This is a genomic window from Algibacter luteus (assembly GCF_030344935.1).
In the GTDB taxonomy this organism is placed as follows: Bacteria; Bacteroidota; Bacteroidia; order Flavobacteriales; family Flavobacteriaceae; genus Arenitalea; species Arenitalea lutea.
In genome coordinates this window covers 709,665-727,332 of record NZ_CP128313.1, presented here as the reverse complement: position 1 = coordinate 727,332, position 17,668 = coordinate 709,665, and the positions used below count along the sequence as shown (strand labels likewise).

The following is a 17,668-nucleotide window of genomic DNA, read 5'->3' as shown; positions in this document are numbered from 1 at the left end:
TAAAAATCATCTATTAAAAGTTAATCGTTTTGCTGATTTAACACCACTAAATTTAGCATTTTGATACACCAAATTCCCATTTAAAAAGGTATGTGTTATTCTAGACTTAAAGGTTGCTCCTTCAAAAGGTGACCATCCGCATTTATACAAAACGTTTTCCTTAGTAACAGTCCATGGGTTATTTAAGTCGACTAAGACGATATCGGCATAATAGCCTTCTTTAATATAACCTCGACGTTCAACTTGAAATAATATAGCCGGATTATGACACATTTTTTCAACTATTTTCTCTAGTGAAATCTTTTCTTTGTGATACATTTCTAACATCGCAGGCAATGCATGTTGTACTAAAGGCCCTCCAGAAGGTGCACTTGTATAAACGTTTGCTTTTTCATCCTTAGTATGTGGCGCATGGTCTGTTGCAATAACGTCAATTCTATCATCTAACAGCGCTTCCCATAATTGATCTCTGTCTTTGGCCGTTTTAACCGCGGGGTTCCATTTTATTAATGTTCCTTTTTTGTCGTAATCTTCATCAGAAAACCAAAGATGATGAATACATACCTCTGCAGTTATTTTCTTTTCAGACAAAGGAATTTTATTTGTAAATAAACTGGTTTCTTTTCCAGTTGAAAGATGAAACACATGCAATCTTGCCCCTGTTTTTTTTGCTAATTCTATTGCTTTTGAAGATGATAAATAACAAGCTTCTTCACTTCTAATTATAGGATGGTACTTAATTGGAATATCGTCTCCAAACTTGTCCATATGCTCCTGCAAGTTACTTTTTATGGTAGCTTCATCTTCACAATGTACAGAAATTACCATAGAGGTGCTTTTGAAAATTTTTTCTAAAACTTTTGGGTCGTCTACCAGCATATTTCCAGTTGACGAGCCTAAAAATAATTTTAAACCAGCAACTTGGTTAACATCGAGTTTTAAAATTTCATCTAAATTATCGTTAGTTCCTCCAAACATAAACGAGTAATTGGCGTATGAAGTTTTTGCCGCTGCGGCAAACTTTTCTTCTAATTTTTCAATGGTTGTGGTTTGGGGATTGGTATTTGGCATTTCTATAAAAGATGTAATACCACCTGCAATAGCTGCTCTAGATTCAGTTTCAATATTTGCCTTATGAGTTAAACCCGGTTCTCTAAAATGAACTTGATCATCGATGGCTCCAGGTAAAAGATATTTTCCTTCGGCATCAATGACGTTAACATCGGCAGATTTCGGACTAATTGATTCTGCTACCTGTTTGATGCATTCTCCTTCTATCAATACATCACCCGAAAAAATAGTGCCTTCATTTACTATTTTGGCATTCTTTATTAGTGTAATTTTCTCTCTCATAAATATCTTATTTCTTAAATAAACTTTTCAATTTCATTGAAATAACTCCAAAAATAGCTTCAGAAATAATACCCGAGCTTAATTTAGATTCTCCTAGTTTTCTGTCTGTAAAAATAACAGGGACTTCAACAATTTTAAACTTTTTTAAATGCGCTTTAAATTTCATTTCAATTTGAAATGCGTAACCAATAAACTTAACTTTATCTAAATCTATAGCTTCTAAAACTTGTCTTTTATAACACACAAATCCAGCTGTTGTATCGGCAATGGACATTCTGGTAATAAACTTGACGTATTTTGATGCAAAATAGGACATTAGCAAACGTTTCATGTCCCAATTCACCACATTCACAGTGTTGTTAATGTATCTTGAACCAATTGCCAAATCTGCTCCTTCAATAAAACAAGCATTATGGAGTTTCACAATATCTTTCGGGTCATGTGAAAAATCGGCATCCATTTCAAAAATAAAATCATAGCCTTTTTTTAGACTCCATTTAAAACCATGAATATATGCTGTTCCTAATCCAGATTTTTCTTTCCGACCTTCTAAAAACAGTCTTTCAGGAAACTCCTGTTGAAGTTCTTTAACTTTTAAGCCAGTTAAATCTGGCGAATTATCATCAACAACTAGAATATGAATAGCATCAGATTCTGAAAACACAGCTCTAATTATAGCCTCGATATTCTCAATTTCATTAAATGTTGGAATAATTACAACAGTACTATGCATATTTAACTTTTATTGGGATACTTTTTTAGATTTAGCAAATGTACATTAATCGTCGTTTAATTATTTTAAATATTCCTTAATAATACAGCCCATTCTTAAAAATTATAATAATTTTGTGTATGCTTCGTCATGTAGTTTCAAACGAATTATTTACCATCTTAATAGTTATAGGCTTAATTATTGTAGCTATAGCTAAACTTGCAGCACCAAAACGTTTTGACGACTTTGTTTTGGTGATTGGAAACGATAAATACCTAAAAATATATTCAAGAGATCAGAAATTTTTAGACAAGTTTGATGCTTTGATGTTCTCAAACTTCGTATTGTCCGTCTCTGTTTTCTGTTTTATTGTATATCAACAAGTTACCAATTCAAATTCTGTTTCTGCAAACACCTTATTTAAATTAACCGTTAGCATTGGTGTTTTCATTTTAATAAAAGTTTTAGTGGAACGCCTAATTGGAAGTTTATTCGAAATAGATAAATTAATAGACCAATATATCTTTCAAAAAATAAGTTTTAAAAATTATTTAGGCATGTTGTTATTGCCTATTAATGCCCTATTCATCTATAGCTTTAAACCTTCGTTATCAATAATTTATGCTTTTATTATATTGTTTTTTATAATTAATATTATTGGCTTAATTAGTACTTTTAAAACCAATCAAAGTATAATAAAAGACAACTTATTTTATTTTATTTTGTATCTTTGCGCACTTGAAATTGCACCTTATATCATTTTGTATAAGGTGTTTATTGCAAAATAAAAGAAAATTACTTGCGCTTATGAAAGTGAAAACCATTTTAGTATCTCAACCAGAACCTAAAATAGAAAACTCGCCCTACTTTGAATTACAAGAAAAGCAACGCGTAAAGATTGATTTCAGGCCGTTTATTCATGTTGAAGGTGTTCCAGCTAAAGAAATTAGGCAACAAAAAATTGACTTAAGTCATTATACAGCTATTATATTAACAAGTAGAAATGCTGTTGATCACTTTTTTAGAATTGCAGAAGAAATGCGTTTTAAAGTTCCAGATACCATGAAATATTTTTGTCAGTCTGAAGCAGTTGCTTATTACCTTCAAAAATATGTGGTTTATAGAAAACGTAAAATTTATGTTGGTAAACGTACTTTTTCTGAATTATCGCCATTAATTAAAAAATACAAAGACGAAAAATTTTTACTTCCAAATACGGACAAAGTAAAACCTGAGGTACCGAACACACTTGATGCTTTAGGTGTTAATTGGAAACAAGCGACATTTTATAGAACTGTAGTTAGTGATTTATCTGATTTGGCAAATGTTTATTATGATGTATTAGTATTTTTTAGTCCTTCGGGAATAGAATCATTATTTCAAAACTTTCCAGATTTTAAACAAAACGAAACGCGTATTGCCGTGTTTGGAAATACAACAATAAAAGCTGTTGAAGAAAAAGGATTACGAGTAGATATTGCTGCACCAACTCCTGAAACCCCTTCGATGACAATGGCGTTGCAAAAATATATTGAAAAAGCAAATAAAGGAAAATAGTAGTTCTTTATACTTGATAAATAAAAAAGGGATGATTTTAAATCATCCCTTTTTTTGTCTAGTTATTTTATCATGGCTAGCTATAGTAACTTATAAACTGTATATTTAACTACTAACAACTAAAAAAAAACATTATGAAGAAACATGTATTTGGTTTGATGCTATTGGTAATAGCATTCTGCGCATTTCCCAACTCAGTTTTGGCTATCGAAAAACCACCCATTAATAAAACTGTGAAATCTGATGATATTCCAGAAGAAATCAAAGTACTAATTAACCGCTTAAACGAAATAAAAGCGTTGGATAAGTCGGCTTTAAATCGTTTAGAAAAAAAGGAATTACGTAAAGAAGTTAGAACAATAAAACAAAAAGTTCGATCTACTGGAAATGGTATCTATATTTCTAGTGGTGCTATAATTCTTATTTTACTATTAATAATTATTCTATAATAAAAAAAGGCCCTATTAAATTAATTGGGCCTTTTTTATTTTTAAAACGCATAACGTTGCGGACCCCCACGTCTAATTTCTTCACTACAGTGGGCTTCAAACTTTTTAAAGTTTTCTCTAAAAGCATTGGTAAGTTTAAAGGCCGTTTTATAATACCCTTCATCATCATTCCAAGTCGCTCTAGGACTTAATACACTCGTAGGAACTCCAGGACAAGTTCGAGGTTGTGCAACTCCAAAAACAGAGTGTATGTGATAATCGTCGTAATTATACAATCCTAAATCACCATTTAGTACTGCATTGATCATCGCTCGAGTGTATTTCAATTTCATACGAGTCCCAATGCCATAAGGCCCACCGGTCCAACCTGTATTTACCAACCAAACATTTACACCAGCATCAATCATTTTCTTACTTAACATTTCTGCATATTTAGATGGATGCAAAGGCATGAAAGGCGCACCGAAACAAGCTGAAAAAGAAGGTTGTGGTTCTTTTACTCCAGCCTCAGTTCCAGCAACCTTAGCCGTATAACCAGATATAAAATGATAAGCCGCCTGACTTGGTGTTAACTTAGATATTGGCGGAATTACACCAAAGGCATCGGCAGTTAAAAAGAATATATTTTTAGGGTTTTTACCAATTGATGGAATTTGAATATTCTCAATATGGTGAATTGGATAACTTACACGCGTATTTTGTGTTATGGAAGTATCTTCAAAATCTACATCGCCGTTAGCTTTAATAATAACGTTCTCTAAAATAGCGCCTTTTTTAATCGCATCATAAATTTCGGGTTCATTATCTCTTGAAAGATTTATCGCTTTCGCATAACAACCTCCTTCAAAATTAAATACCGTGTTTTCGTTTGTCCAACCGTGTTCATCATCGCCAATTAAACTTCTATTCGGATCGGTAGACAAGGTTGTTTTACCAGTCCCAGACAAACCAAAAAAGATTGCTGTATCTCCATCTTTCCCAACGTTAGCACTACAGTGCATTGGAAGCGTATTTTTAAATACTGGAAGTATAAAATTTAAAGCAGAAAATATGCCTTTTTTTATTTCTCCAGTATACCCTGTGCCACCAATTAAGGCTATTTTTTTTGTAAAATTTAATATTGCAAAATTGTGTTGTCGCGTACCATCTTCATCAGGAACTGCCATAAAACCTGGAGCATTTACAACCGTCCATTCTGGAGTGAAATTTTTTAGTTCATCATTAGTAGGACGTAAAAACATATTATAAGCAAACTGGTTACTCCATGGATACTCGTTAATAACTCGAATATTCAATTTGTAATTTTCATCTGCACATGCATAACAATCTCTTACAAAAATTTCTTTTTCAGATAAATAGCTTACAACTTTATTATAAAGTTTATCAAAATCATCAGCTTCATAAGGAATATTAATGTTACCCCACCAAATACGATCTTTAGTAATATCGTCCTTAACAATAAATCTATCTTTTGGCGATCGTCCAGTAAATTCGCCAGTATTAACGGCCAATGCACCCGAAGACACTTCAACACCTAAGCCTTTTTCTATGGTGATATCATGTAATTCTTCAGGACTTAATTGGTATTTTACTCTAGCATTTTTTATACCGTATTTTTCCAACGAAATCGTTTGCGTAACTTGATCGTAATTCTCCATTTTTACAAATAACTTTGATTATTTTACAAAAATAAGACAAATATTATAGGTAAAAAATGATTATTTCCCCTTTTTAGTAGAAATCTTTAAGAAATCTTTAAACAACATAATCCATGAAAAAATTAGCAGTAAACCACCTATTGGTGTTATAAATCCAATCGATTTAAAATTAAAAGAAGTTAACTCGTTAGTGGCTAATCCATATATTGATCCTGAAAAAAATAACAGACCAATAACCGTTAGAAAAAAGACCGTTTTTTTTGTTTTTTCTTGAATCAAACTTGTGCTCCCAACAAATAATAAAAACAAAGCATGATACATTTGGTAGCGCACTCCAGTTTCAAAAGTTTGTTGCAGCTCTACAGATATTAATTCTTTAAGTCCATGAGCACCAAAAGCGCCAAGAACTATGCTTAAAATTCCGAGAATTGATGCGGTAATTAAAATTGTTTTATTCATTTTTTATAAAATATTCTCAACAAAAACTGTTATTATTTATTAAATTCGTAATACTAAACAGAATTTCACTGTTTCATTAAACAATAATCAAAAGACTCTATATGCGTAAGATATTAATAATTGGTTCTGGTAAATCTACATCATATCTTTTAAAATATTTGTTAGACAAATCAATTTCAGAGAATTTATTTATTACTGTTGGCGATTTAAATATTGATCAAGCAAAAACCTTAACCAGGAATCATGAGAATGCCAAAACTATTAAATTAGACGTGTTTGATGACACTTCCAGATCTCAAGCCATAAAGGATGCAGATATAATTATCTCAATGCTACCAGCACATCTGCATATTGAAGTTGCTAAAGATTGTATTACTTACAAAAAACATATGGTTACGGCTTCATACGTAAGTCCAGAAATGCAAGCGCTGCATGACGATGCTGTAGCAAACAACCTCATTTTAATGAACGAAATTGGCGTAGACCCAGGTATAGACCACATGAGTGCCATTCAGGTTTTAGATCGTATTCGAGATAAAGGTGGAAAAGTCATTCTTTTCGAATCGTTTACTGGTGGCCTAGTTGCTCCAGAAAGCGATAACAATCTATGGAATTACAAATTTACATGGAATCCCAGAAATGTCGTATTAGCAGGCCAAGGGGGAGCTGCCAAATTTCTTCAAGAAGGCGCTTATAAATACATACCATACCACCGTTTATTCAGACGTACCGAATTTTTAGAAATCGATAATTATGGCCGTTTCGAAGTTTATGCCAATCGAGATTCTTTAAAATACCAAAGCGTTTACGGATTAGATAATGTTAAAACCTTATACCGAGGCACTATGCGTCGCGTAGGTTTTAGTCGCGCGTGGAATATATTTGTTACCCTAGGAATGACCGATGATAGTTATACCATAGACGATAGCGAAAACATGAGTTATCGCGATTTTACAAATTCCTTTTTACCTTACAGTCATTCAGATTCTGTGGAGTTAAAACTTAGGCATCAACTTAAAATCGATCAAGATGATATTGTTTGGGACAAACTCGTAGAACTCGACATTTTCAACCCCAATAAACCCGTTGGACTCAAAAAAGCAACACCAGCGCAAATACTCCAAAAAATACTTATGGATAGCTGGACACTTTCAAACAATGACAAAGACATGATTGTTATGTATCACAAATTCGGTTACGAACTGAACGGAAAAAAGCACCAAATTGATGCTAATATGGTTGTTATAGGCGAAACCCAAACCTATACTGCCATGGCAAAAACCGTTGGTTTACCTGTTGCAATGGCTACTATGGCCATTTTAAACAACAAAATAACCACCCCTGGCGTACAAATACCAATCACCAAAGAGGTGTACCAACCCATTTTAAAAGATCTCAAGACTTTCGGCATCACCTTTCAAGAAAAAGAAATACCTTATTTAGGCTACAATCCTTTAAATAATTAATTTTTGGGCGCCTGCCTGCCGGCAGGCAGGCTACCACAAGGGTCGGGCTTTACGATACAAGTCCTCGTTCGCGCCTCACTGCGGGCTTTCTACTACAATCCCTTGCGCAAAATTTAGTTTCAATTTAAAACAAATACTTACATTTATGTTTTAGATTATAATTTTATGAAACAAAAACTGAAAACCATCGTCATAGATGGTATCGACAAAAAAATTCTCCGTGCTTTAACTGCAGATGCACGAACACCTATACTAGAAATTGCTCGAAATGTTGGAATTTCAGGAGCTGCCATTCATCAGCGCTTACGTAAGCTAGAAAAATCTAAACTCATTTCTGGCTCAAAATTCATAATTAACCACGAAGTTTTAGGGTATACAACCTTAGCCTTTGTTGGCATTTACTTGGATAAAGCTGCGAATACCGACGATGTGGTACGCGCCTTAAAGCGTATTCCAGAAGTGTTAGAATGTCACTACACCACAGGTAATTACAGTTTATTTATAAAACTTCTAAGTCTTGATAATGCCCATTTAATGCGTTTACTACATGAAAAAATTCAAACAATTACAGGAGTACAACGTACAGAATCACTTATTTCTTTAGACCAACAAATTGATAGACAAGTACATATATAATTTAACATCGTTAAAATGTAAAAAAGCGCAACAATTATCTGCCCTCGGTACAATTATTGATTAATATTGTTTCAAACTTTTCAAACTAACTTTTATGAAAAAATCTTACTTAATTTTGCTCGTTATTGCGCTATGTTCTTCATCAATGTTTTCTCAGGATAATACCGAAAGCATGAGCACAACTAAAAATTTTAATGAACTAAAATTAAACATGACAAACCTTATAGGCTTTAAATGGTTTGATGTGGGTTATGAGCGCACCATAAACGAAGAATCCTCATTCGGTGTTGGTTTATTAACACGAATTGGCTCGGATAGAGATGATAGCGATGGTTTAGATGAATACAGAACGTTTTCCATTACACCTTATTACAGACATTTTTTCTCTCAAAAATATGCACAAGGCTTTTTTGTTGAAGGTTTCGCTATGGTACATTCTGGCGAAGATGAGTTTTATGAATTCGATCCTGTAGATTCATCGGATAATTATAGATATGAAAAATTCACAGATTTAGCTATTGGAGTTTCCGCAGGAGCCAAATTTGTAACAAAAAGAGGTTTTATTGCAGAAATATACTTAGGTATTGGTAGAGACATGCTTGATCAAAGTGATATTGAAGTTGTAGGAAGAGGCGGAATAGCCCTCGGTTATAGATTTTAATTAACTAAACTTATAAAACTAAAAACCCCGAGCAAAAGCTCGGGTTTTTTTATGATATAAACTACCTGAATCAACAAGAAGTCATTACATTTTCATTAACCAAGTTTTTACATCTACTTCTTGCTTGATAATAGCACGTAAATCTTCAATTTTCACTCGTTCTTGTTCCATAGAATCTCTATGACGAATAGTAATCGTATTATTTTCTAAAGTATCATGGTCTACCGTAATACAAAATGGCGTTCCGTTAGCATCTTGCCTTCTGTAACGTCTTCCCACAGCATCCTTCTCGTCGTAAATTACATTAAAATCCCATTTTAATTCTTCTACAATCTGTCTTGCTATTTCCGGTAATCCATCTTTTTTAACCAATGGTAATATGGCTGCTTTTACTGGAGCTAAAACACTAGGTAATTTTAAAACAGTACGTGTTGTACCGTTTTCTAATTCTTCTTCAACTAAGGAATTAGAGAAAACCGCTAAAAACATTCTATCTAAACCTATAGAAGTTTCTAACACGTAAGGCACATAACTTTTATTTTCCTCAGGATCAAAATACTGAAGTTTCTTGCCCGAGAATTTTTCGTGCTGACTTAAATCAAAATCGGTACGCGAATGGATACCTTCTAGCTCTTTAAAACCAAATGGAAATTTAAACTCTATATCAGCAGCAGCATCAGCATAGTGCGCTAATTTTTCATGATCATGAAAACGATAATTATCGGCGCCCATACCTAAGGACAAGTGCCATTTAAGTCTGGTTTCTTTCCAATGCTCATACCATTCACCTTGTGTTCCTGGTTTTATAAAAAACTGCATTTCCATTTGCTCAAACTCGCGCATTCTGAAAATAAACTGCCTTGCAACAATTTCGTTTCTGAAGGCTTTACCGGTTTGCGCAATGCCGAAAGGAATTTTTAAACGGCTCGTTTTTTGCACATTTAAAAAGTTAACAAAAATACCTTGAGCTGTTTCTGGGCGTAAGTATAAATCCATTGCACTATCTGCCGATGCACCTAACTTTGTTCCAAACATTAAGTTGAATTGCTTGACATCGGTCCAGTTTCTGCTTCCTGTTAATGGGTCTGCTATTTCTAATTCTTCAATAAGTGCTTTAACATCGGCTAAATCCTCATTTTCTAAAGATTTTGCCATTCTAGAAAGCGTCGCATTTATTTTTTCTTGATAACCCACAACACGCGGATTGGTAGATACAAATTCTTCTTTATTAAAAGCATCGCCAAAACGTTTCTCGGCTTTAGCAACTTCTTTATCAATTTTAGCTTCAATTTTAGCGCAATAGTCTTCTATTAAAACATCGGCTCTATAGCGCTTTTTAGAATCTTTATTATCAATTAATGGGTCGTTAAACGCATCAACGTGCCCCGAAGCTTTCCAAGTAGTTGGATGCATAAATATTGCAGCATCTATTCCCACAATATTCTCATTCATTTGCACCATGGCTTTCCACCAGTAGTCGCGAATGTTTTTCTTTAATTCTGCCCCGTTTTGTGCGTAATCGTAAACTGCACTTAATCCATCGTAGATTTCACTACTCTGGAACACGTAACCATACTCCTTTGCGTGAGAGATTACTTTTTTAAATTGATCGTCGTTATTTGCCATGGTGCAAAAATAAAAAAGTGCACCAAACTAAATGCGTTCTTTGTTAAAAATTAATTTGCTTATTTTTAAGTGCGTTAGGGATTGAAGCATTTGTTTGAGCTCTCCCGATTTTTTTATCGGGAAGCGAGTGCGGAAAGCCCGACCCTTGTGGTAACCTGCCTGCCGGCAGGCTGGCGCCCAAATTTTTTTTATGCTAAAACCAGTAGTTGATTTATTGTTTCCGAAGGTGTGTTATGCATGCCATAATCTTTTAAGCGATAACGAAGATACCGTTTGTATAGATTGCAGGCATGATTTGCCAGTAACTAATTTTCATTTTGATGATAGCGATGGTGTGAAAAAAGTGCTTTATGGGCGCGCCAAAATTGAAAATGGCACCGCATTATTTCGATTTGAGAAGAATGGTAATGTACAACGGCTAATTCATAATTTGAAATATAAAGAACAAGAACAAATTGGTTTTATTCTTGGGAATTGGCTTGGTGGCGAGCTTAAAACCCTAGACACTTATAAAAGTATTGACGCTGTAATACCGGTACCTTTACACATAAACAAACTTAAAAAAAGGGGGTATAATCAAGTTGCAAAGTTTGGACAACAAATAGCACGAGCCTTAGAGGTAGATTATTTAGATGATGTTCTGGTTAAAATTACCAATTCCAAATCGCAAACCACAAAAGGGCGTTTTGCTAGATGGATGAATAGCGACGAGCTATTTGCTCTTAAAAATATGGATACCATTGAAAACAAACATATTTTACTTGTTGACGATTTAATTACCACTGGCGCAACATTTGAAGCGTGCATAAATGTTTTAAACCAAGCGAAAAATATAAAAATAAGTATTGCGACTATGGCAATAGCCTAAATAGAAGAAGCGTTATATTTTTTAGTCGAATTTATGTACGTTTCTTCTGTGAAGAACCAAATTTTGTTTTACTTCAATAATCGCTCTGCTAGTTCATGAATTTATTTCATTCTGATTCTTAAGAATTTCAGAATAAAAATATTCATGTACTTTTGCTAAAAATTTAAAATTGTTAATGAACAAGACCTTATCAAATTTTGTTTTTGCCTTAGTTATTGGTATTGCTTTAATAAACTGCGCTAATCGAGGTACACCAGATGGCGGACCAAAAGATGAAACCCCTCCAACCATTGTAAAGTCGATACCCGAAAACTATTCAACCAACTTTAAGGGCGACGAAATAAGAATTTATTTTGATGAGTATATTAAAATTAAAGACTTAACCAAGCAGCTTATTATATCGCCACCTATGAAAACGCAACCAAACGTGACACCGCTAGGGGGCGCTAGCAAATACATTAAAATAACACTTTACGATACACTGCAACCTAACACCACTTATGCCTTTAATTTTGGTAATAGTATCACCGATAATAATGAAGGTAATCCCTATCCGTATTATCGATATGTGTTTTCTACAGGTGATTATCTTGACTCGCTTTCAGTCAACGGAAACATTGTTGATGCTAAAAACAAAGAACCTGAAACTTTTGTAAATGTAGCACTATACGAGGTGGATTCGACATTTACTGATTCTATAATTTACAAAGAAACCCCAAAATATATTACGAACACTTTAGATAGTTTAACCACTTTTTCTATTGAAAATTTAAAACCTGGCAAATATTTGTTGATGGCATTGAAAGATGGTAATGGCGACAATAAATTTCAGCAAAAAACCGACCAAATTGGGTTTCATAAAAATTTTATTGAAGTGCCTACAGATTCTTCGTATACCTTAAAACTTTTTAAAGAAGAACTTGATTACACCGCTACAAGACCTAGACTTATTTCGGGCAACAAAATAGCTTTTGGCTATGAGGCCGATTATGAAAATATGAAAATTGAAGTGCTATCTGAGACACCAGAAGACTTTGAATATCGTATAACCAAAGACCCTAAAGCCGATACTTTAAACTACTGGTATAAGCCTAAATTAGAAGTAGATTCACTTATTTTTAAAGTATCTAAAAACGATTTTGAAAAAGACTTTACTGTTAAAATTAGAGACCAAGAAAGAGATTCGATTGCCATTGAAGCCTCACCTTCTGGAACGATTGGCTATAATGAAGACTTTAAAATTATAGGAAAAACGCCTTTCGTGAAATTTGATTCATCAAAAGTAACTATGATGGATAAAGACTCGACAATGGTTAGTTTTACTTCAGTTTTTGATTCTATTCGCAACATCTATGCGGTTCGTTTTGATAAAACCGAAGATAATAATTATAAGATACAAGTACTTCCTGAAGCTTTTGAAGATTTTTTTGGTGATGTTAACCAAGACACCTTAAACTATAATTTAAGAACCAGAAAGTCTTCAGATTTTGGTTATGCACGATTTACTTTAGTGAATGCCACCTATCCGTTAATCATTCAATTAACCAATAATTCTGGTGAAGTCCAGGTTGAAAAATATGCAGAAGAAGCAGGAACCATCGATTTTTTAAATCTATCAGCTGGCATGTATTCTATCCGCGTAATACATGATGCTAATGGTAACCAAAAATTTGATTCGGGTAATTACTTAAAAAAGATACAACCAGAACGCGTAAGCCATTTTCAAGAAATAGAAATTCGTGCTGATTGGGGTATAACTGAAACCTTGCAGTTTAAATAATTTTAAAACTATCGCGGTCGTTTAAAAAATTGAGCTTATTTCTATATGCTTGAATATGTCTCTTTTCTAAAGTCACTATTTGAATTTGTTCCTTTCCAGATTGAAAATCTGTGATACAGTTACCCAAAACATCATAAACCGTAGAGTGTCCTGAATATTCGCTATTTACACCATCTACACCCACTCTATTCACACCAATACAATAAGACATGTTTTCTATGGCTCGAGCTTTTAAAAGGGCATCCCAAGCTGAAACTCTAGGTTTTGGCCAATTGGCAACATAGAGCAACAGATCGTAATCTTCAGTATTTCTCGACCAAACCGGAAAGCGCAAATCATAGCAAATTAATGGTTGAATTTTCCAACCTTTATAATCTAAAATTACTTTGTCTTGGCCTGCTGTATAGGTTTTATCTTCACCTACTAGAGTGAAGGTGTGTCGTTTATTATAAATAAATATATTTCCTGAGGGTTCAACAAAAAGCAACCGATTATAAAATTTATTGTTCTCTGTAATAACAATACTTCCAACAATAGCAGCTTTCTTTTTTGAAGCCGTGTTTTTCATCCAAGACACCGTTTCTCCATGCATGGTTTCTGCTACTTTTTCGGCATTCATGGTAAAACCCGTTGTAAACATTTCAGGCAAAACAAATAAATCTACTTCTTCAGAAATAGCATCTATTTTTTTAGCAAAGTTTAATCGGTTTTGCTTTGGATTTTCCCAAACTAAATCAGATTGAATTAGTCCAACTGTAAGTTCGTTTTGCATAAAGAATGTATTTAATGATGAAGAATAAATTAGGATTTTTATTCTTCATCACCAAATGTAAGATGATAATTCTAAATTTGATAGTAATAAAAAAATTACCTCAAATCCTTTTTTGCTTTTTCAGAAGCTTCTTTATACTTTGAAATTTTGTCCAACCACTTTTCCTCATCTATTGGAGAAAGCTTTCCTTTCTTTTTAAGCTGCTCATATTTCTTAACCGCTGCCTTATGCTTCTTAATAGATTTATCGTAATTAGATTGTGCTTTTTGCTGCCTTTTTAATTCCTTTTCTGCCTTTTTTTGCTGTTTTTCGGCTCTTTTTTGCTCTTTTTCGGCCTTTTTTTGTTCTTTTTCTGCCTTCTCTAGGCGTTTCTCTGCTTTTTCAGCTTCCTCAATATCAGCCATTTTTTCATTAACAGCCAACTTGATTTTTTCTTGGTCTTCTGCAGTTAAAGTTTCAGTCACATCAACACCATTATTAAATATTTTTCCTTTTTTAACTTCGTAGGTTGCACCTTTAAAGCTAATTTCTTGGGCATTTAAAACAAATCCAAACCCCAAAAACAATACAATCCATAGTAATCTCATAATTTAATTTAATTAGTTATTCTAAACTTTAGACTCCAAAGTACACAAAAAGTAACTCATATATGAATTAAAATTTTTGCAGCCTTTTTTAATGTTTCATCGGTTTTAGCAAAACAAAATCGCAACACCTTGTTATCTAGATTATTCTCATTAAAAACGGATAAAGGAATTGAAGCTAAGCCTAATTCCTTAGTTAGTCTTTTAGCGAAATCAACATCATATTCTTGAGTGATTTTAGAATAATCTAACACCTGAAAATATGTTCCTTTAGACGGTATAAACGAAAATCTCGAATCTTTAATGAGGCTCAAAAACAAATCTCTTTTTCGCTGATAAAACTCTGGCAATTCTAAATAATGCTTTGGCTCTTGCATGTAATCTGCAATACCTTTTTGAGTAGGATGATGAATGCAAAACACACTAAACTGGTGTACTTGTAAAAATAAATCCATGAGATCCTTTGGGGCGCAACAGTAGCCAATGCGCCAACCGGTATTGTGGAAGGTTTTACAAAATGACGCCACCACAAAACTTCTCGATTTTAAATCGGGAAACTTACACGCACTTTGATGCGTTTCTCCGTCATAAACCATATGTTCGTAAACTTCATCGCTCAACACTATGATGTTGGTGTTTTTGGTAATCTTTTCTAATGCTAACATATCTTCCTTAGAAAAAATGGTTCCGGTTGGATTATGAGGTGTATTGATAACAATCATTTTAGTACGATTATTAACTTTCTTCTTTACTACACTCCAATCCACTTTAAAATGTGGTGCTTCTAATTGTATGGGTATCACTTTGCCGCCGTTTATTTTTATCCCAGGTTCGTAACTATCGTAGGCCGGTTTGAAAATAATGACTTCATCATTTGGTTTTACAAAAGCTGAAAATATAGTGGATATGGCTTGAGTTGCTCCTGCTGTAATAGTAATTTCATGTTCTGGGTGAAAATCAGAACCATATAAGTTGTTAATTTTATTTGCAATTGTTTCTCGCAACTCCAAATTACCTCGCATGGGCGCATATTGGTTGTAACCAGAATTCATAGCTTTACTTACCAAGTCGATTAGTTTTTGGTCGCTACCAAAATCCGGAAATCCTTGCGATAAATTTATAGCATTATGGGTTTTGGCCAAATGGCTCATGACCGAAAAAATAGTGGTTCCTACCTCTGGAAGTTTAGATTTATGCTGCATAAAAGTAAAGATACAGACTTCTTTTATAAAAACTATAAACCTAATTTACTTAATAAACTTTGCTTGTAGGTTCTGCCAATGGGTATTTTATTGTCGTTTATAAAAATGGTGTTACCTGAAATTTTACTAACAAACGCACTATTAATAATAAAGGATTTATGCACTTGTACAAATAGGCGCTCTGGAAGTTTTGTATTCCAACTTTTTAACGAATCAATATAAGATAACCTTTGGTTTTCTGTAACTACCGTTATATAATTTCGTGCAGATTCGATATACAGAATTTTATTCAACACAATTTTATGCAATGTTTTATCGACATTTAAGAAAATAGTTTCTTCTTGATCTTCTGTAATGATTTCTGGAACTTCTATTCTTTCTTTTGCTTTATTAATTGCTTTTAAAAAACGATCAAAAGAAAACGGTTTTACCAAATAATCAACAATTGTATCAAGCTCAAATGAACTTACTGCATATTCAGAATAAGCTGTAGTCATGATAATTGCTGGTGGATTTTTAATCGTTTTTATAAAATCTAAACCAGACATATCGGGTAAATTAATATCTAAAAAAACAACATCAATAGTTTCAGTGTTTAGAAAAGCATTCGCTTCAATCGCCGCTTTAAAATTACCTACCAATTCTAAACTAGGGATTTTTGCAATAAAATTTTTTAAAATTTTTTGCGCTGGAATTTCATCTTCTATGATAACACACTTCATTTTAAATTCAGTTTTAAAGACACTTTAAATACTTCTCCTTTATCAATATTAAAATCATAATCCTCTTTATAAATTAAGGTCAATCGTTTTTCAAGGTTTTGCAAGCCAATTTTTAAATCGGTTGTTGTTACTTTTTCTTTATCAAAATCATTCTGACATTCAAGACTTAATATCCCTTGTTTTACTTCTATATTCACGTTAATTTCACTATTGAGCACACTGTGTTTAAAAGCATTTTCAATAATAGTTATTAAAAGTAAAGGTGCAATTTGATATTTATACGAATCAATGGATTTATTATAAATAATGCGCTTTACGCCTTCCGTTCTTATGGTTTGGAATTTCATGTAATTATCAATAAAATGAATTTCTTTTTCCAATGAAATGGTTTTCTCATTACTTTCATACAACACATGTTTTAAATTATCTGAAAGCATCAAAATAAGCTCTGGCGTTTCATTTGGTTTTTCTATGGAATACGAATAAATGGTATTTAAATTATTAAATAATACATGCGGATTTATCTGCGATTTTAAAAACTTCAATTCCATTTCGGCATGTTCTTTTTTAACGGCATCAACTTCTTCTTGTTTATCAATAAAACGGTATAAAATCCACACGAAAGAAAAGAAAATTAGGGGCGTTAAAGATTGCCATAAATAATCGCTCAGGCATTTTATAATAGTACAACCACATTTAGCAAATGCGTAACAATATAACTGTGTCGCAACAAAAGAAATACCCGCAAACACCAAAACATAAAGTACGTAAAGCTTCTTTTTTACAAAAAATGGCAGTAAAAAAAAGTTGTTTAGGTATACAATAGCAATTAACAAAGAAACGTATTGCAAAAATGGGTTCTCTTTCCAATAAAAATCTGAAAACAGAAATAGTGATACAAACACAAAAAGCAACCAAAACAAAATATGGACTAATACCTGCGATGTGTATTTATTTATGAATGTCATTTTTTAAAAGTAATTAGAAAAGCCAAAACCATCAAACATTATGTACGAAAGTAAGTTTTACAGTTACCAACGTAAAAATTACCGTTTGTATTTACAAGTTATGTATTAGTATTACCAATTTTGTAATGCATCCACATTCTTAGAATTTCAAGACTCGAGAAGCTACTTTTGACAGTAATCAATCAAAATCATCAC

18 protein-coding genes are annotated in these 17,668 nt (G+C 33.0%); 8 read left to right on the top strand and 10 right to left on the bottom strand.

Features of this window, described 5'->3' with window-relative positions; genetic code table 11:
• Positions 1-6: 6 nt before the first annotated feature.
• Together O5O44_RS03095 and O5O44_RS03090 are read right to left on the bottom strand one after the other, a co-directional pair.
• On the bottom strand, positions 7-1,353 hold the full coding sequence (locus tag O5O44_RS03095) for a dihydroorotase (RefSeq protein WP_289195688.1): 1,347 nt from the start codon (positions 1,351-1,353) through the stop codon (positions 7-9).
• Between the two features lie 7 nt (positions 1,354-1,360).
• Positions 1,361-2,086 carry a polyprenol monophosphomannose synthase gene (locus O5O44_RS03090; RefSeq protein ID WP_019386066.1) on the bottom strand — a complete coding sequence of 242 codons (726 nt, stop codon included), beginning with the start codon at positions 2,084-2,086 and terminating at the stop codon, positions 1,361-1,363.
• A gap of 119 nt (positions 2,087-2,205) precedes the next feature.
• Between O5O44_RS03090 and O5O44_RS03085 the strand changes: the two genes are divergently transcribed.
• The 3 genes from O5O44_RS03085 to O5O44_RS03075 all read left to right on the top strand — a co-directional run bounded on the left by O5O44_RS03085 (position 2,206) and on the right by O5O44_RS03075 (position 4,071).
• On the top strand, positions 2,206-2,853 hold the full coding sequence (locus O5O44_RS03085; protein WP_289195687.1) for a DUF4271 domain-containing protein: 648 nt from the start codon (positions 2,206-2,208) through the stop codon (positions 2,851-2,853).
• Positions 2,854-2,872: 19 nt separating this feature from the next.
• Positions 2,873-3,622: a uroporphyrinogen-III synthase gene (locus O5O44_RS03080; RefSeq protein ID WP_026009884.1), complete on the top strand. Its 750-nt coding sequence runs from the start codon at positions 2,873-2,875 to the stop codon at positions 3,620-3,622.
• 134 nt (positions 3,623-3,756) lie between these two features.
• Positions 3,757-4,071, top strand: coding sequence for a hypothetical protein (locus O5O44_RS03075; RefSeq protein WP_289195686.1), 315 nt, complete (start codon positions 3,757-3,759; stop codon positions 4,069-4,071).
• Between the two features lie 41 nt (positions 4,072-4,112).
• Here O5O44_RS03075 and pckA read toward each other — a convergent pair whose 3' ends face one another.
• Together pckA and O5O44_RS03065 are read right to left on the bottom strand one after the other, a co-directional pair.
• Positions 4,113-5,729: a phosphoenolpyruvate carboxykinase (ATP) gene (gene pckA / locus O5O44_RS03070; protein WP_019386062.1), complete on the bottom strand. Its 1,617-nt coding sequence runs from the start codon at positions 5,727-5,729 to the stop codon at positions 4,113-4,115.
• A 60-nt stretch (positions 5,730-5,789) separates the two neighbouring features.
• On the bottom strand, positions 5,790-6,188 hold the full coding sequence (locus O5O44_RS03065; protein WP_289195685.1) for a DUF423 domain-containing protein: 399 nt from the start codon (positions 6,186-6,188) through the stop codon (positions 5,790-5,792).
• A gap of 101 nt (positions 6,189-6,289) precedes the next feature.
• Here O5O44_RS03065 and O5O44_RS03060 point away from each other — a divergent pair, with 101 nt between their 5' ends.
• The 3 genes from O5O44_RS03060 (at position 6,290) to O5O44_RS03050 (ending at position 8,951) form a co-directional block, all read left to right on the top strand.
• Positions 6,290-7,654 (top strand): saccharopine dehydrogenase family protein, encoded by a 1,365-nt coding sequence (locus O5O44_RS03060; RefSeq protein ID WP_289195684.1) that lies wholly within the window; start codon positions 6,290-6,292, stop codon positions 7,652-7,654.
• A gap of 165 nt (positions 7,655-7,819) precedes the next feature.
• A complete protein-coding gene (locus O5O44_RS03055; protein ID WP_289195683.1) occupies positions 7,820-8,290 on the top strand; it encodes an Lrp/AsnC family transcriptional regulator in 471 nt (156 codons plus the stop codon).
• A 94-nt stretch (positions 8,291-8,384) separates the two neighbouring features.
• A complete protein-coding gene (locus tag O5O44_RS03050; RefSeq protein WP_289195682.1) occupies positions 8,385-8,951 on the top strand; it encodes a DUF3575 domain-containing protein in 567 nt (188 codons plus the stop codon).
• Between the two features lie 84 nt (positions 8,952-9,035).
• Here the strand turns inward: O5O44_RS03050 and O5O44_RS03045 are convergent, their stop codons facing one another.
• On the bottom strand, positions 9,036-10,577 hold the full coding sequence (locus tag O5O44_RS03045) for a glycine--tRNA ligase (protein ID WP_289195681.1): 1,542 nt from the start codon (positions 10,575-10,577) through the stop codon (positions 9,036-9,038).
• 190 nt (positions 10,578-10,767) lie between these two features.
• Between O5O44_RS03045 and O5O44_RS03040 the strand changes: the two genes are divergently transcribed.
• Together O5O44_RS03040 and O5O44_RS03035 are read left to right on the top strand one after the other, a co-directional pair.
• Positions 10,768-11,445, top strand: coding sequence for a ComF family protein (locus O5O44_RS03040; RefSeq protein WP_019386056.1), 678 nt, complete (start codon positions 10,768-10,770; stop codon positions 11,443-11,445).
• 175 nt (positions 11,446-11,620) lie between these two features.
• A complete protein-coding gene (locus tag O5O44_RS03035) occupies positions 11,621-13,225 on the top strand; it encodes an Ig-like domain-containing protein (protein ID WP_289195680.1) in 1,605 nt (534 codons plus the stop codon).
• Here the strand turns inward: O5O44_RS03035 and O5O44_RS03030 are convergent.
• The 5 genes from O5O44_RS03030 to O5O44_RS03010 form a co-directional block, all read right to left on the bottom strand.
• Positions 13,218-13,997: an amidohydrolase gene (locus tag O5O44_RS03030; RefSeq protein ID WP_289195679.1), complete on the bottom strand. Its 780-nt coding sequence runs from the start codon at positions 13,995-13,997 to the stop codon at positions 13,218-13,220. The two genes, O5O44_RS03035 and O5O44_RS03030, sit on opposite strands and share 8 nt — an antisense overlap.
• A gap of 95 nt (positions 13,998-14,092) precedes the next feature.
• Complete coding sequence (locus O5O44_RS03025) at positions 14,093-14,584, bottom strand: hypothetical protein (protein WP_289195678.1); 492 nt, start codon at positions 14,582-14,584, stop codon at positions 14,093-14,095.
• Positions 14,585-14,640: 56 nt separating this feature from the next.
• Positions 14,641-15,783 (bottom strand): methionine aminotransferase, encoded by a 1,143-nt coding sequence (locus O5O44_RS03020; RefSeq protein ID WP_289195677.1) that lies wholly within the window; start codon positions 15,781-15,783, stop codon positions 14,641-14,643.
• 32 nt (positions 15,784-15,815) lie between these two features.
• Positions 15,816-16,505, bottom strand: a complete 690-nt coding sequence (locus O5O44_RS03015) for a LytR/AlgR family response regulator transcription factor (protein ID WP_289195676.1) — start codon at positions 16,503-16,505, stop codon at positions 15,816-15,818.
• Entirely contained in the window at positions 16,502-17,473 is a 972-nt protein-coding gene (locus O5O44_RS03010; protein ID WP_289195675.1) for a sensor histidine kinase, read from the bottom strand. Before O5O44_RS03010 ends, O5O44_RS03015 begins: the two co-directional genes overlap by 4 nt.
• Positions 17,474-17,668 lie beyond the last annotated feature (195 nt).

What these genes read in the sequence shown, in the direction of transcription:
- O5O44_RS03095 (WP_289195688.1), bottom strand. Translation starts at nt 1,353, where the DNA reads ATGAGAGAGAAAATTACACTAATAAAGAATGCCAAAATAGTAAATGAA.
- O5O44_RS03090 (WP_019386066.1), bottom strand. Translation starts at nt 2,086, where the DNA reads ATGCATAGTACTGTTGTAATTATTCCAACATTTAATGAAATTGAGAAT.
- O5O44_RS03085 (WP_289195687.1), top strand. Translation starts at nt 2,206, where the DNA reads ATGCTTCGTCATGTAGTTTCAAACGAATTATTTACCATCTTAATAGTT.
- O5O44_RS03080 (WP_026009884.1), top strand. Translation starts at nt 2,873, where the DNA reads ATGAAAGTGAAAACCATTTTAGTATCTCAACCAGAACCTAAAATAGAA.
- O5O44_RS03075 (WP_289195686.1), top strand. Translation starts at nt 3,757, where the DNA reads ATGAAGAAACATGTATTTGGTTTGATGCTATTGGTAATAGCATTCTGC.
- pckA (WP_019386062.1), bottom strand. Translation starts at nt 5,729, where the DNA reads ATGGAGAATTACGATCAAGTTACGCAAACGATTTCGTTGGAAAAATAC.
- O5O44_RS03065 (WP_289195685.1), bottom strand. Translation starts at nt 6,188, where the DNA reads ATGAATAAAACAATTTTAATTACCGCATCAATTCTCGGAATTTTAAGC.
- O5O44_RS03060 (WP_289195684.1), top strand. Translation starts at nt 6,290, where the DNA reads ATGCGTAAGATATTAATAATTGGTTCTGGTAAATCTACATCATATCTT.
- O5O44_RS03055 (WP_289195683.1), top strand. Translation starts at nt 7,820, where the DNA reads ATGAAACAAAAACTGAAAACCATCGTCATAGATGGTATCGACAAAAAA.
- O5O44_RS03050 (WP_289195682.1), top strand. Translation starts at nt 8,385, where the DNA reads ATGAAAAAATCTTACTTAATTTTGCTCGTTATTGCGCTATGTTCTTCA.
- O5O44_RS03045 (WP_289195681.1), bottom strand. Translation starts at nt 10,577, where the DNA reads ATGGCAAATAACGACGATCAATTTAAAAAAGTAATCTCTCACGCAAAG.
- O5O44_RS03040 (WP_019386056.1), top strand. Translation starts at nt 10,768, where the DNA reads ATGCTAAAACCAGTAGTTGATTTATTGTTTCCGAAGGTGTGTTATGCA.
- O5O44_RS03035 (WP_289195680.1), top strand. Translation starts at nt 11,621, where the DNA reads ATGAACAAGACCTTATCAAATTTTGTTTTTGCCTTAGTTATTGGTATT.
- O5O44_RS03030 (WP_289195679.1), bottom strand. Translation starts at nt 13,997, where the DNA reads ATGCAAAACGAACTTACAGTTGGACTAATTCAATCTGATTTAGTTTGG.
- O5O44_RS03025 (WP_289195678.1), bottom strand. Translation starts at nt 14,584, where the DNA reads ATGAGATTACTATGGATTGTATTGTTTTTGGGGTTTGGATTTGTTTTA.
- O5O44_RS03020 (WP_289195677.1), bottom strand. Translation starts at nt 15,783, where the DNA reads ATGCAGCATAAATCTAAACTTCCAGAGGTAGGAACCACTATTTTTTCG.
- O5O44_RS03015 (WP_289195676.1), bottom strand. Translation starts at nt 16,505, where the DNA reads ATGAAGTGTGTTATCATAGAAGATGAAATTCCAGCGCAAAAAATTTTA.
- O5O44_RS03010 (WP_289195675.1), bottom strand. Translation starts at nt 17,473, where the DNA reads ATGACATTCATAAATAAATACACATCGCAGGTATTAGTCCATATTTTG.